Origin of the sequence: Hymenobacter segetis (assembly GCF_038448715.1) — a bacterium.
Lineage (GTDB): Bacteria > Bacteroidota > Bacteroidia > Cytophagales > Hymenobacteraceae > Hymenobacter > Hymenobacter segetis.
The window spans coordinates 36,345-48,954 of sequence record NZ_JBCEVZ010000038.1 but is presented as its reverse complement, the minus strand read 5'-3'; the positions used below and the strand labels follow the sequence as shown (position 1 = coordinate 48,954).

Sequence of the window (12,610 nt, the reverse complement as noted above, 5' to 3'; positions counted from 1 at the left end):
CGGCGTTGACGGCGCCAAAGGCGATACCGGCGCAGCTGGCAAAGACGGCACCAATGGCACCAACGGCACCAACGGCATTGACGGTGCCAAAGGCGATACCGGCGCAGCTGGCAAAGACGGCACCAACGGCGTTGACGGTGCCAAAGGCGATACCGGCGCAGCTGGCAAAGACGGCACCAACGGCGTTGACGGCGCCAAAGGCGATACCGGCGCAGCTGGCAAAGACGGCACCAACGGCACCAACGGCGTTGACGGCGCCAAAGGCGATACCGGCGCAGCTGGCAAAGACGGCACCAACGGCGTTGACGGCGCCAAAGGCGATACCGGCGCAACGGGTGCTAATGGTGCTCAAGGCGTAGCTGGCCCAGCAGGTGCGAAAGGTGATAACGGGGCAGACGGTCATGACGGCGCTACCGGGGCAACAGGAGCCCAAGGTCTGACTGGCGCTACTGGTCCTGCTGGTCCAACTGGCCCACAAGGCACGGCTGGAACTGCTGCCACAGTAGTTATAAACTCTACTACTACGGGTGCCGCTGGTTCTTTTGCATCGGTTATCAACGCTGGCACTTCTTCCGCGGCTAAGTTCGACTTTGTGATTCCTACTGGTGCTGCTGGCCCTCAGGGCCCAGCTGGTTCTCAAGGTGCGACTGGCGCTGCTGGTCCTCAGGGTACCGCAGGCGCAACCGGTGCGACTCCCGTCATTAGCCTGGGAACCACGACCACTGGCCCAGCGGCGGTGAGTATCAACAATACGAACCCTGCAGCTCCTATCATGACCTTTACCGTTCCTCAGGGCGTGAAAGGAGACCCCGGCACTACACCTGTCTTTAGCTTGGGCACAACTACCACTGGTACGGCTAATGTTAGCATTAACAATACCAATCCAGTAGCCCCTGTTTTGACCTTTACCGTGCCACAAGGTGCTGCTGGTCCTGTTGCTACGACCGTCAACCCTACTAGTATTCCAGCCAATACGGGCAACGCTGATTTAACAACAGCTATAAATGGATTCAACTTTGTTACGTTAAACGGTGGTAATAGCACTCCTTATACCCTCCCTGCCACTACCACCGGGCGCTTGATATACCTGCGGAATACCAATGCTACTCCTGTAACTGTTAGTAGTTTAACTATTGCTGCAAATAAGACAAGCCTCTTTATGTACACTGGGTCAGCATGGATTCAACTATTTTAATAGCTACTACCATGAACCGATTCCTCAAACGTTTCGAACCTCCCAAAGTCGCGCTTGCGCTGCTGCTGGTGTGTGGGGCTTCGGCCTTGCACACCAGCCAGGCCCAGGGCCTCTACAACGGTAAAGGCGGCCTGGTGGCCCTCTCCGATTCGGTGCGCTACGTGCGCGGCGATGTGGAGAATGCCGGTGAGCTCGACCTGACGCGCACGGACGGCCTGGCCGCCAACCGGCTTTTCATCGACGAAGGCAGCCTGCTCAACACCGGTACCTTCACTGCCGCCCACAGCACAGTAGTGCTGATGGGCCTGACGCCCCACGTGCTTAGCCTGAACGGGGCCACGCTCTACCACCTGCGCCTCGACAACCCGGCCGGCACCACCCTGGGTTCCGAGGCCAGCGTAACTGCCAGCCTGCGTCTGGCCACCGGCAACTTGCTTACCACCAATGCCTATAGCTTGCGCCTGGAATCCAGCGCCCGGCTCTTCGGCCCCGGCCCGGCCGGCACCGAGGACGACAACCACTACGTGAAAGGGAGCCTCGTACAGCAGCAAGCCGTGCGCGGCACCGAAACCGTCAGCTTCGGCAACATGGGCTTTGGGCTGAACCCCAACGGCCAAGCGCTGACGCTGACCGTGGACCGCCGCACCGGCCTGAACCAGCCCAATTATTCCTACGCCCAAAGCCCGGCGTTTGTGGGCAAGCAGGGCATCGACCGCATCTGGCGGCTCAGCACCGCCGATGAGCGCAACCCGACCAAAGCGGTGAAGCTGTCGCTGAGCTGGCTGGCCGACAACGACCACGGCCTCGACTTCGGCGGGGCCCTGGCCCAGGTGTGGCAATCCACCGACCAGGGCCGAACCTGGGTGAAAGCCGGCGAGCCGCAGCCCGCCCTGGCCCGCACCGTAGCCGTGGCCACTACCGAGCTCAACGCCTGGTACACGGTGAGCCTGAACAGCATCCCCGCTGTAGCGCCCCTGGCCCAAACGTTGTTTTCGGGCACGGCCCGCAGCTCCGATGCCATCCTGACCTGGTCGACAACCACGAAGCCGAGCAACGGCTGGTACGTCATCGAACGCTCCACGGACCAGCAGAAGTGGCAGGAAATCAGCCGCCAGGTAGTTGCTAGTCAGCGGTGGTCGCCGGCCGCCTCCACGGCCATCGACAAAGACGCGAGCCAGCTTGGGGCGACGCTGTTCTACCGCCTGCGGCAGCTCGACACCGAAGGCAATAGCCAGCTCAGCAAGGTGCTGGCCGTGCGTTTTGCCGGTTCCATGGTCTTCAAGCTTGAAGCCTACCCCGTGCCGCTGCAGGAATACCTGACCCTGGACTTGATGACTTCAGGCACGGGTCCAGTCCAGATTGACCTCTACGACATGGCCGGGCGCGTACTCATCCACCGCGAGGAAACAGCGGCGGCCGGCGCCAGCCGCTTCCAACTCGATGTTCGCGCACTGGCTAGTGGCGTGTACACTCTGCAAGCCCGCCAGGGCGACCAGCGCGTCACCCGCCTGTTGAAACGCGACTAGCTCCAACGGCCGCTGGCCTTCAGTAAAACGCCCCGCTTTCCTTGTGGAAGTGGGGCGTTTTCTGTTTGAGCGGTTTGTTGACCGCAGTACGTTTGAACATCGGAGAAACCATTCGATGAAGCGGCCGGGAGAATTGTCGGACGGTGGTGCCGTTCCTTTGCAGCTCATTATTTGTGCGCCCAATGCCCGGAACCCTCTTCCTCATCCCCACACCTTTGGCCGACGATACGGCCCCGCAGGTACTGCCGCCGCAAGTGGTGGCCGCCGTGGCCGCCCTCCCCTACTTCCTGGTGGAGAATGCCCGCACCGCCCGTCGCTTCGTGAAAAGCGTGGCCCCGCACCGCGTCATTGAGGATATCCGCTTCGTCGTCATCGACAAAGACAGCACTGATGCCGAGGTACGCGCAGCCCTCGCGCCGCTGGTGAAAGAGGGAATTGACGCCGGAATTCTGAGCGAAGCGGGCTGCCCCGGCATTGCCGACCCTGGCGCAGCACTAGCCCGGGAGGCTCACCGGCAGGGCCTGAGGGTGCGGCCGCTGGTGGGGCCGTCGTCGCTGCTGCTGGCGCTCATGGCTTCGGGGCTGAATGGTCAGCAGTTTGCTTTCCACGGGTATTTGCCCATTGAGAAAGCGCCGCGCGTGGCGGCCATCAAGGCCCTGGAGAAGGAGGCCCAGCAGCGGCAGCAGTCGCAGCTGTTTATTGAGACGCCTTATCGGAATGGGGCATTATTTGCCGATTTGCTGGCGCATCTGCAGCCCGGCACGCGCCTGTGTGTGGCGGCGGATGTGACGGGCGCGGGCGAGTTTATTAAAACGCTGACTGTATCGGACTGGAAGCGGCTACCAGCCCCGGAACTGCACAAGATTCCGACGGTGTTTGTGATTGGGATGTAGCGTGGACTTTTAGTCCGCGAGTCAGTCGCGTAACTCGCGGACTAAAAGTCCACGCTACGAGGCCCGCACTACGAAGCGCAGCTCCTTGGCGGGCTCCAACTCCTGGGGGGCGGGCAATACCGTTTCGCCGTGCTGGCTCAGGTCGAGGCCGTCGGCTTCGTGGATGGCGTTTACCCGGATGGGGATGAGGACGTTGGTTACTTTATAGAGCAGGTACGAGCCGCCGAAGGTGTAGACCGAGATGAAGGCCAGCGCGCCGAGATGGTGCAGCAGCAGCGTATAGGAGCCGGTGGTGGCCAGGCCGCCGTCCTTGGCGAAAATGGCAGTGAGAATCATGCCCACGATGCCGCCCACGCCGTGGCAGGGAAATACGTCGAGGGTATCATCGAGCTTCGTGCGGTTCTTCAAATCGACCGCGCCAGCGCTGATGGCGGCCGATACCACGCCGATAAACAGCGCCGGACCGTAGCTCACGTAGCCCGCCGCCGGCGTGATGGCTACCAGGCCCACCACCGCACCAATGGCCGCGCCCGCCGCCGAGGGCCGCTGACCGCGCACGGCCTCAATCATCATCCAGGTGAGCATAGCAGCGGCTGAGGCCATGTGCGTGGTGAAGAACGCCTGCACCGCCGTCGCATTAGCCGCCAGCGCCGAGCCTGCATTAAAACCAAACCAGCCGAACCACAGCAGACCCGTGCCGATGAGGATGAACGGCACGTTGGGCGGCACGTGGGTATGGCCTTCGAGGTGGCTGTGGCGGCGGCCCAGGGCCAGCGCACCCGCCAGCGCCGCAAAGCCAGCCGAGATGTGCACCACCGTGCCACCGGCAAAATCGAGAACGCCCCATTTCAGCAGGAAGCCGTCGGGGTGCCAGGTCCAGTGGGCCAGCGGGCAGTAGATGAGCAGGCTGAACAGGCACATAAACAGCAGGTAGCCCCAGAACCGGATGCGCTCGGCAAACGCGCCGCTGATGAGGGCCGGCGTTATGATGGCGAATTTCAACTGGAAGGCGGCATAGAGCACCAGCGGCAGGTTGGGGGCCAGGCGCGGGTGCGGGGCCGTGCCCACATTATTGAACATAAAGAACGTGAGCGGATTGCCGATAACGCCGCCAATACTGTCGCCAAACGCCAGCGAAAAGCCCACTACGTACCACATCACCGAGATAACGCCTAGCGCGATAAAGCTCTGGAGCATCGTGGAAATGACGTTGCGCTTGCTCACCATGCCGCCGTAGAAGAAGGCCAGGCCGGGGGTCATCAGCAGCACGAGGCCGGAGGCGGAGAGCATCCAGGCCAAATCGGCGGAGTTGAAGGCGTTGGGGAGGGCATCGGGGTGGTTTTGGGGCAGGAAGGCCGCCACGCCGGCTAATAATAGAATGGCCCCGAGGCAGGCCGCAGCTAAATATCTTTTCCGAGTCATAGTGGGGTAAATTTAGAGGCACTTGACCGAAGATATCAAATAATTTTTACTTACCCCCTTTCATATTTACACTCACAAACGTTAGTTATTGCCCATTTTTCCGAAACAGTCTATCAAAATCAAACACAACTAGAAATCAATACTAAAAGCGGTACGGCCGGCCTCATTCGTTTCGAGGCGGAAGCGGAAGCCGTGGGCCAGCAGCACGTCGCGCACCAGTGTGAGGCCGATGCCCTGCCCGTCGCGCTTGGTGCTAAAGAAGGGCGTGAACAGCCGCTGGCGCACTTCCGGAGTGAGGCCGGGGCCGTCGTTTTCGATGGTGAGGGCGGGCGGGCTGAGGGTGGTGCGCACCCACACGTTGCCGTCGTGGCCAATGGCTTCGAGGGCATTTTTGGCCACGTTGAGCAGGGCCTGTTCCAGCTGCTGGGCGTCGAGGTCGAGCATGAGCGGGGCCGCGGGCAGTTCCAGGTGCCAGGTAATGTGGCGCTCTTCGCTCAGGGGCTGGAGCAGGCGGGCGATGCCGCGCAGCAGGGCGTGGAGGTCGGTGGGGCGCGGCGCGGGCGGGGGCAGGCGCACGAGGTGGGCGAAGTTGGCAATGAAATTGGCCAGCTGGGTATTGCGGGCAATGCTTACATCGAGGGCCTGGGTGAAGTCGGGCTGGTCGGTGGGGTCGAGTTGGAGGGCGTAGTGCTGGAAGCTGTGCAGGATGGAGTTGATGGCCCCGATGGAGTTGTTGATTTCGTGCGACATCATGCGGATGAGCTGCCCGTAGGCCTGCTTTTCCTGCTTGATGAGCTCCTGGGTTAGCTCTTCCAGCACAATGAAGCGGCGCGTGAAGCCCCGGTCCAGGAAGTGGGCGGCGTGGGCGCGGTAGGTGGCCAGGCCGGAGAGGCGCAGGGCCTGCGGCTGGTCTTCGGCCAGGGTGGCCAGGGCCGGGCCCCATGGCGCGGGCAATTCGGCGAGGATTTGGCCGGCCAGTGCGGAGGCGGGCTGGCCGATAAAACGGGCGGCGGCGGCGTTGGCGCTTTCAATCCGGCCTTCAAAATCCAGAATAAGAATGCCGGCGGGCGAGGCCTGGATGAGGCGCTCAAGCAGGAAGCTTTTCTCGTGCTGGCTCACGCGCTCGTGGCGCAGGGCGTCAATCATCTGGTTATACACGAGGATGAGCTGGTCCATTTCGCGCTGGCCCACGGGCACGAACTTCATGCTGAAATCCTGGGCCTGGATGGCCGCCGTGCCCGCCGCGATGAGCTGAAACGGCCGCACAAAACCCCGGTAGAGCTGCGCGGTGACGGCGATGCTGATGAGCAATAAAACCTCGCTCCCGATGAACAGTGGCACGTTGGTGGTGCGCAGCTGGGCCGCCAGCGCAATGAGCACAACGTGGATGAGGGTAGTAAAGAGGAGGAACTGGAGACGGAGGGACATGAATGGGGTAAAAGAACATCATGCGCGGGACGCTGGCACAGAATGCTGGCGCGCGTCTGAGACGCAGGACGCCGGTGCAGGACGCTGGCGCGCGTCTCCGACGCGTGCCGACTGGCTTCGAGCCTCTGGCTCGCGGCGTGAACGATGGCAGACGGGTCGTTCTACCGTTACGTCTCCGACGCAAAGCCAGCCGGCACGCGTCTCAGACGCACGCCAGCAGTCAGCCTACGCATCGTACGGGATGCCGTGCTTCTCGAACCTTCTATAAAGCGCACCTCTACTCAGCCCCAACGCCTTCGCCACGCGGCTGATGTTGCCGTCGTAGTGCGCCAGCGACTGCCGAATCATTTGGGCTTCCAGCTCATCCAGGGTCATGGTGCCGGGGGCGGGCAGCTCGCCGGGGGCGGGGGCGCGGGTGGGCAGGTGCAGGGTATTGGCCTGGAAGTCTTCGGGGCCAAGCTCTTCCTTGCCGCTGACGAGGACGGCGCGCTCCACCAGGTTTTTGAGCTCGCGGATGTTGCCGGGCAGGGGCTGCTCCCGGAGCCAGTGGAGGGCGCGGGTGCTCACGCGCAGGGCCGGGCGCTGGTAGGTGGCGCGGAGTTGGTCGAGGAAGTGCTGGGCCAATAACGGAATGTCGGCCGCGCGCTCGCGCAGGGCGGGCAGACGCACCGAAATCAGGTTGATGCGGTAGAACAGGTCTTCGCGGAAGCGGCCTTGCGCCACCATCTCCGCGAGGTTGCGGTTGGTGGCGGCGATGACGCGGATGTCGAGACGGCGGGGTTTCGAGTCGCCGAGGACTTCGTAGGTGCGGTCCTGCAGCACGCGCAGCAGCTTCACCTGCGAGGCTAGCTCCAGCTCCCCGATTTCATCGAGGAAAATGGTGCCGCCGTTGGCCAGCTCGAAGCGGCCCACGCGGTCGGTTTTGGCATCGGTGAACGCGCCCCGGCGATGACCGAACATCTCGCTTTCAAATAAAGAAGATGAGATGCCGCCCAGGTTCACCTTCACGAAGGACTGATTGCGGCGCGGGCTGTTGCGGTGAATGGCCTCGGCAATAAGCTCCTTGCCGGTGCCGCTTTCGCCTTCGATGAGCACGGCGGCATCGGTGGCGGCCACCTGGCCTACCTGGCGCAATACGTGCAGCAAGTGGGCATCCTGGCCGATAATATCCCGGAAGGCAAACTGCTGGTCGAGCTGGCGGCGCTGGCGGGCGGGGGCTTCGGTGGGCTCGGTTTCGGGCGGGTTTTCGCGCACGGCCAGCACCGTGCGGATGGTCTGGAGCAGGGAGTCGTTGTGCCAGGGCTTGGTCACGAATTCGGCCGCGCCGGCCTTCATGCCCTCCACGGCCAGCGCGATGCTGCCCCAGCCGGTGATGAGGATGACGGGCACCTGCGGGGCCACGGCCTTCACCTGGGCCAGCAGGGCCAGGCCGTCGTGGCCGCTGGTGTCGAGGGAAAAATTCATGTCCATCAGCACCAGCCGGGGCGGGGCTTCGCGCACCACGGCCAGGGCCTCGGTGGGCGTGGCCACGGCCTGCGCGGAGTAGCCGGCCTGCTTCAGCAGCAGCTTTAGCGAGGTGCGGATGGCCAGGTCGTCGTCGACAATGAGAAACATGGTGGTTTGGGTACTTAGCTGGTCAGAAAAGGCCGTCATGCAGAGCGTAGCGAAGCATCTTGTCCGCTCCCACTAATCTTTTTTGATTGCGTTGAGCGGTAAAGATGCTTCGCTACGCTCTGCATGACAGGCGGTGAAAACCACTTTTAGCGGCTTTTCACGCTGCCGCCGCTGCTGGTGCGCTTGCTCACGCGGGGCGAGCCGGAGTAGCGCACGTCGCCGCCGCTGCTGGCATCGGCGGTGAGGGTTTCCTGCACGGTCACGCTCAGGTTGCCGCCGCTGCTGGCCGAGGCATCACAGACGCGGGCCACCAGGCCATCGCCTTTGAACACGCCGCCGCTGCTGGCCCCCACGTCGAGGCGCTGGGCGGTGCCGGCCAGCGTGGCAATGCCGCCGCTGCTCACGTGGGCGTTGACATCGGTGCTGATGAAGGTGGCCTTGACGATGCCGCCCGACGACGCGGCCACGTCCAGGCCCTGGGTGGTGAAGGCCCCCAGCACTTCGGCGTGCGCGCCGCTGCTGGCGTGCAAGGCCGTGAGGCTGGTGGCCGTAACGTCCACGCGCATGTGGCGCACGTTTTTCAGGCCCAATGTCTCGGCCCACTCGCGGTCGAAGCTGATTTTGAGCACGCCGTCGCGCACTTCGGTCAGGATGCGGTCGAGTTGGTCGGCTTCCTCGGCGCTGGCTACCACGCGCTGGGTGCTGCCGGAACTCAGGCGCAGCTCAATGCCGTTGCTCACCTCTACGGCGTGGAAGCTGGCTACGTTGCGCACTTGGGGCGCGGTTTGGGCAAAGGCGGCGACCGTGCTCAGGAGGCAGAAAAAGGCGGTGGCGGTGAGGTTTTTCATAACGGATACAGAAAAAAGGTGAGGGTGTGAAGCAGCGTTGCTGAAGCGACAGATGCAGCGGGCGTCCCGGGAGTTGCCTGCGCTATTAGCTAGCTGCGGCAAGATAATCGGCCGCCCGGCTACTCCTCGCGCAGGGCCACCGCCGGGTGAATGCGCGCCGCCAGCCGGCTGGGCTGCCACGCGCACAGCGCCGTGATGGCGTATACCGCGCCGGCCGCCGCCGCAATGGCCAGCAGGTAGGGCTGGGCCGGCAGGTCGAAGGCGTTGAGCAGCGGAAACTGGGCCGCCAGCAGCGCTCCCAGCAGCACCCCGAAGGTGGTGACCACCATCATCTCGCCCAAAAACTGCCAGCCGATGCCCGCGCCCGTGGCCCCCATGGCCCGGCGCAGCCCAATCTCGGCCCGGCGCTGGCTGATGTTGTACCACAGCACCCCAAACAGCCCCAGCGCCACATTAATAATCAGGAACAGGCCCATGATGCACAGGCCCACCACGGGCACCAGCGTGTAGCGGCGGCGGTGCAGGCGCTCGTCGTTCATCACGCGCACCTGGCTGCTCCATTGGCGCGTCACGCCGGCCACGGTGCGGGCTATTTTCTCCTGCAGCTCGCCGCCCGAGCCGGGGGCCACGCGCACCAGCACGTTGGCCGTTTCCCAGTGGGTGGTGTCGTAGGGCAGCAGGCGCAGCCACGCCGAGGGAATGGGCGCGGAGAAGTCGCTTTCCATGCGCACCGGCTCGACCACGCCCATCACCTGGAATTGGTCCTCGGGCTTGATGGCTTCTTTGCCGGGGTTTTCCCAGGTGAAGATTTTGCCCAGGGCCGGGCCGTTGCCAAACAGGCTTTCGCGCAGGTCCTGGCTGATGACCACGGGGCGGTGGTTGCTGCCGTCGTCGGCGGGCGCAAACCAGCGGCCCTCACGCAGGTGCAGCTGCATGGCTTCGTTGTAATGGTCGTCGGCGTGGTAGTAGTTGGTTTGGGGCGACTTCTTGCCCTTGTACTGAAACACCGTGTTGTTGGTGTTGAAGATGAACGGGACGTTGCCGCTGGTGAGGGCCACCGTGCGCACGCCGGGCAGGGCCTTCACCTGGCGCAGCACGTCGTCGAGTTCGGCGCGGGGCATTTTCAGGTTCTGGCCGGCGCGCACTTCCAGCCGCCACACCTGCTCGTAGTTGAAGCCATGCGGGGCCAGGTAGTTTTTGGCCGTGGTGATGAGCACCGCGCCCACCCCAAACAGCACCACGAAGGAGAAAAAGATTTCGGAAATCAGCAGCAGGTTGGCCCGCTTGCGGTTCCAGATGAGGGTGAAAAGGTGGCGGAGCATTGATTAGGTAATTATGAATTAGAAATTATGAATTATGAATTGAAGAGTATGAGAATGAGCGAGGCTTTGCCTCAATTCATAATTCATAATTTCTAATTCATAATTCAACCCGTCACTTCTGTTCGCCGCTGCCGCGCAGGGCGGCCACGGGGTTCAGGCGCGACATTTTCCAGGCCGGGTACACGCCGCTCATCAGCCCGAAAACCAGCGTGAGCAGCATGCCCCAGCCAAATACCGACCAGCTCAGGGCGAAGTGGGCGTAGGCCACGGGGTGGGCCTCGTTCACCAGGGCCAGCGCCCCGGCGGCCAGGGCCAGCCCCAGCAGCCCGCCCACCAGGGCCAGCACCACGTTCTCGACCAGAAACTGCCCCACCAAATTGCTGCCCGTGGCCCCAAAGGCCTTGCGCACCCCAATCTCGCCCGAGCGCTCCAGGATGCGCGTCACGTTCAGGTTCACCAGGTTCAGGGCCGGCAGCAACATAAACAGCAGCGCCAGCCCGCCCACTATCAGGTAAAAAGCGCCGAGGTTGTCGTCGTCCACGGTCTGGTCCTGGTGATTAAGCATTACCCGCGTGACACCCGCCAGAATGGGGTCGGCGTAGGAGAACACGGCCTTCACTTCCTTCGGATTCGGGATTTCCACCCGCCGCATCATCTGGCGGTATTCCTCGCGCATGGCCGGCACCGCCGCCGCCGAGGGCGCCAGCAGCACCGGCAGAAAGATGCCGTTGAGGCGGTTATCCTTAAAATACTCGGTGCTTAGGGTGTAGGGCAGCCATACGTCGGCATAAGCATACACGCGCGCGGCCGACACGTTGCGCACCACGCCCGCCACGCGGTAGCGCTTCAGGTCGATTTCGATGAGCCGGCCCACCACGTCGGTGCTGCCAAAATAGTCGCGGGCCGTGGCCTCGTTAATCACGCACACCTGCTGGGCCTGCTGCACTTCGGCTTTGGTGAACGGCCGCCCACCCAGAAAATCAAAGTCCATGATTTGCCAGAAGTTGCCGTCGGTGTAGGCCACGTCCAGCGGCAGCAGCTTGTTCTTGGTGAAGGCCGTGGCATTGGAAGCGCCCGTGCTGATGCCCACCAGCTCCGGGGTTTTCATTTTCCGCACGTAATCGTCCACGAAATGAATACTGGCCGGCATGTTCATCCAGCCGTGGTTGTCCTGGCGCTGGTGTCGGATGACGTTCACAAACAGCATGCGGTCCACGCGCTTCACCGGCGTGCCCGGCCCCACCAAGTGGTCGAACATGGCCATCACCACCAGCAATATCATCAGCGTAAAACTCACGCCAAACAGGCTGATGAAGGTGAAGAACTTGCGGCGCATGAGCACCTTCCAGGCAATTTTTAAGTAAGAGAGTAACATGACTTTGGAGCTTATTTAGAACGTCATCTGCTGGCCTTCAGCCCACCTGGCTACCGTCGAAGAACCGAATCACGCGCTGCGTCTTCAGCGCCTGCTGCAGGTCGTGGGTCACCATCACGATGGTCACGCCCTGCTCGCGGTTCAGCTCCAGCAGCAGGTCGATAATCTCCTCCCCCATGACCGAGTCGAGGTTACCCGTCGGCTCATCGGCCAGAATGATTTCTGGCCCGCCGGCCAGCGCCCGCGCAATGGCCACCCGCTGCCGCTGCCCACCCGATAGCTGGGCTGGGAAGTGGCTGGTGCGGGCATTCAGCCCTACCTTATCGAGCGCATCGAGGGCGCGCTGGCGGCGCTCCTTCCCACCCATGCCGGGCCGGTACAGCAGCGGCAGCTCCACGTTGTCTACTACCGACAGGTCGTTTATCAAATGGTAGCTCTGGAACACGAAGCCGATTTTCAGGTTGCGCAGCCCGGCCAGTTCCTTGTCGGAGTAGGAAGTCACGGCCCGGCCGTCCACCTCAATCGTGCCGCTGGTGGGCTCATCCAGCAGGCCCATCAAACTCAGCAGCGTCGATTTCCCACAGCCGCTCGGCCCCATGATGGACACAAATTCGCCGCGGTTCACGGTCAGGTTCACGCTGTTTAGCGCCACCGTTTCGATGGTCTTGGTCTGGTAAACTTTCTCGATGTCGCGAAGGCGAAGAACGGGCGCGGCACGGTCGGGCGCGGCGGCAACGGGTTGGAGGAGGTCGGTTTCCGGGCTCATTTGAGGAGGGGAGTTTGGCGGTGAATTAAGCAGAAATGGCGGTCAAATCCCCTCCTCAGATGAGGAGGGGACGCTGGCGCAAAGCGTCAGCTGGGGTGGTTGAAGTCGTTGAACGACTCGCGTCAGGGTCGTTGCGGGTTTGTTGCAACTGTTTGTTTGAGTATCGTTCAAACTGACGTTCGGATATCGTTTAACGAGTTCAACCACCCCCGTCCGAGCCG

11 protein-coding genes are annotated in these 12,610 nt (G+C 62.7%); 3 read left to right on the top strand and 8 right to left on the bottom strand.

The genetic code is table 11. The features are described 5' to 3' along the window. On the bottom strand, positions 1 to 403 hold a 403-nt coding region (locus AAFH49_RS14895), incomplete at its 3' end, for a hypothetical protein (protein WP_342299374.1). A 369-nt stretch (positions 404 to 772) separates the two neighbouring features. Here AAFH49_RS14895 and AAFH49_RS14890 point away from each other — a divergent pair. The 3 genes from AAFH49_RS14890 to AAFH49_RS14880 all read left to right on the top strand — a co-directional run bounded on the left by AAFH49_RS14890 (position 773) and on the right by AAFH49_RS14880 (position 3,614). Next, positions 773 to 1,195 carry a hypothetical protein gene (locus tag AAFH49_RS14890; protein ID WP_342299371.1) on the top strand — a complete coding sequence of 141 codons (423 nt, stop codon included), beginning with the start codon at positions 773 to 775 and terminating at the stop codon, positions 1,193 to 1,195. Between the two features lie 11 nt (positions 1,196 to 1,206). Next, positions 1,207 to 2,721 (top strand): T9SS type A sorting domain-containing protein, encoded by a 1,515-nt coding sequence (locus tag AAFH49_RS14885; RefSeq protein ID WP_342299369.1) that lies wholly within the window; start codon positions 1,207 to 1,209, stop codon positions 2,719 to 2,721. 182 nt (positions 2,722 to 2,903) lie between these two features. Further along, positions 2,904 to 3,614, top strand: coding sequence for an SAM-dependent methyltransferase (locus AAFH49_RS14880; RefSeq protein ID WP_342299366.1), 711 nt, complete (start codon positions 2,904 to 2,906; stop codon positions 3,612 to 3,614). A gap of 54 nt (positions 3,615 to 3,668) precedes the next feature. On the opposite strand, the gene AAFH49_RS14875 is transcribed toward AAFH49_RS14880, so the two are convergent. The 7 genes from AAFH49_RS14875 to AAFH49_RS14845 form a co-directional block, all read right to left on the bottom strand. Next, a complete protein-coding gene (locus tag AAFH49_RS14875) occupies positions 3,669 to 5,036 on the bottom strand; it encodes an ammonium transporter (protein WP_342299364.1) in 1,368 nt (455 codons plus the stop codon). 129 nt (positions 5,037 to 5,165) lie between these two features. Further along, positions 5,166 to 6,464, bottom strand: a complete 1,299-nt coding sequence (locus AAFH49_RS14870) for a sensor histidine kinase (RefSeq protein WP_342299363.1) — start codon at positions 6,462 to 6,464, stop codon at positions 5,166 to 5,168. Between the two features lie 225 nt (positions 6,465 to 6,689). Next, entirely contained in the window at positions 6,690 to 8,078 is a 1,389-nt protein-coding gene (locus AAFH49_RS14865; RefSeq protein ID WP_342299375.1) for a sigma-54-dependent transcriptional regulator, read from the bottom strand. Between the two features lie 146 nt (positions 8,079 to 8,224). Then, positions 8,225 to 8,926, bottom strand: coding sequence for a head GIN domain-containing protein (locus tag AAFH49_RS14860; protein WP_342299362.1), 702 nt, complete (start codon positions 8,924 to 8,926; stop codon positions 8,225 to 8,227). Positions 8,927 to 9,045: 119 nt separating this feature from the next. Then, complete coding sequence (locus AAFH49_RS14855; RefSeq protein ID WP_342299360.1) at positions 9,046 to 10,248, bottom strand: ABC transporter permease; 1,203 nt, start codon at positions 10,246 to 10,248, stop codon at positions 9,046 to 9,048. A gap of 112 nt (positions 10,249 to 10,360) precedes the next feature. Next, on the bottom strand, positions 10,361 to 11,623 hold the full coding sequence (locus tag AAFH49_RS14850; RefSeq protein ID WP_342299358.1) for an ABC transporter permease: 1,263 nt from the start codon (positions 11,621 to 11,623) through the stop codon (positions 10,361 to 10,363). A 37-nt stretch (positions 11,624 to 11,660) separates the two neighbouring features. Continuing rightward, entirely contained in the window at positions 11,661 to 12,389 is a 729-nt protein-coding gene (locus AAFH49_RS14845) for an ABC transporter ATP-binding protein (protein ID WP_342299356.1), read from the bottom strand. Positions 12,390 to 12,610 lie beyond the last annotated feature (221 nt).

Bases quoted from the DNA above. Each gene is read 5' to 3' on its own strand.
- AAFH49_RS14870 (WP_342299363.1), bottom strand. From the start codon at position 6,464: ATGTCCCTCCGTCTCCAGTTCCTCCTCTTTACTACCCTCATCCACGTT.
- AAFH49_RS14865 (WP_342299375.1), bottom strand. From the start codon at position 8,078: ATGTTTCTCATTGTCGACGACGACCTGGCCATCCGCACCTCGCTAAAG.
- AAFH49_RS14875 (WP_342299364.1), bottom strand. From the start codon at position 5,036: ATGACTCGGAAAAGATATTTAGCTGCGGCCTGCCTCGGGGCCATTCTA.
- AAFH49_RS14860 (WP_342299362.1), bottom strand. From the start codon at position 8,926: ATGAAAAACCTCACCGCCACCGCCTTTTTCTGCCTCCTGAGCACGGTC.
- AAFH49_RS14880 (WP_342299366.1), top strand. From the start codon at position 2,904: ATGCCCGGAACCCTCTTCCTCATCCCCACACCTTTGGCCGACGATACG.
- AAFH49_RS14850 (WP_342299358.1), bottom strand. From the start codon at position 11,623: ATGTTACTCTCTTACTTAAAAATTGCCTGGAAGGTGCTCATGCGCCGC.
- AAFH49_RS14855 (WP_342299360.1), bottom strand. From the start codon at position 10,248: ATGCTCCGCCACCTTTTCACCCTCATCTGGAACCGCAAGCGGGCCAAC.
- AAFH49_RS14885 (WP_342299369.1), top strand. From the start codon at position 1,207: ATGAACCGATTCCTCAAACGTTTCGAACCTCCCAAAGTCGCGCTTGCG.
- AAFH49_RS14890 (WP_342299371.1), top strand. From the start codon at position 773: ATGACCTTTACCGTTCCTCAGGGCGTGAAAGGAGACCCCGGCACTACA.
- AAFH49_RS14845 (WP_342299356.1), bottom strand. From the start codon at position 12,389: ATGAGCCCGGAAACCGACCTCCTCCAACCCGTTGCCGCCGCGCCCGAC.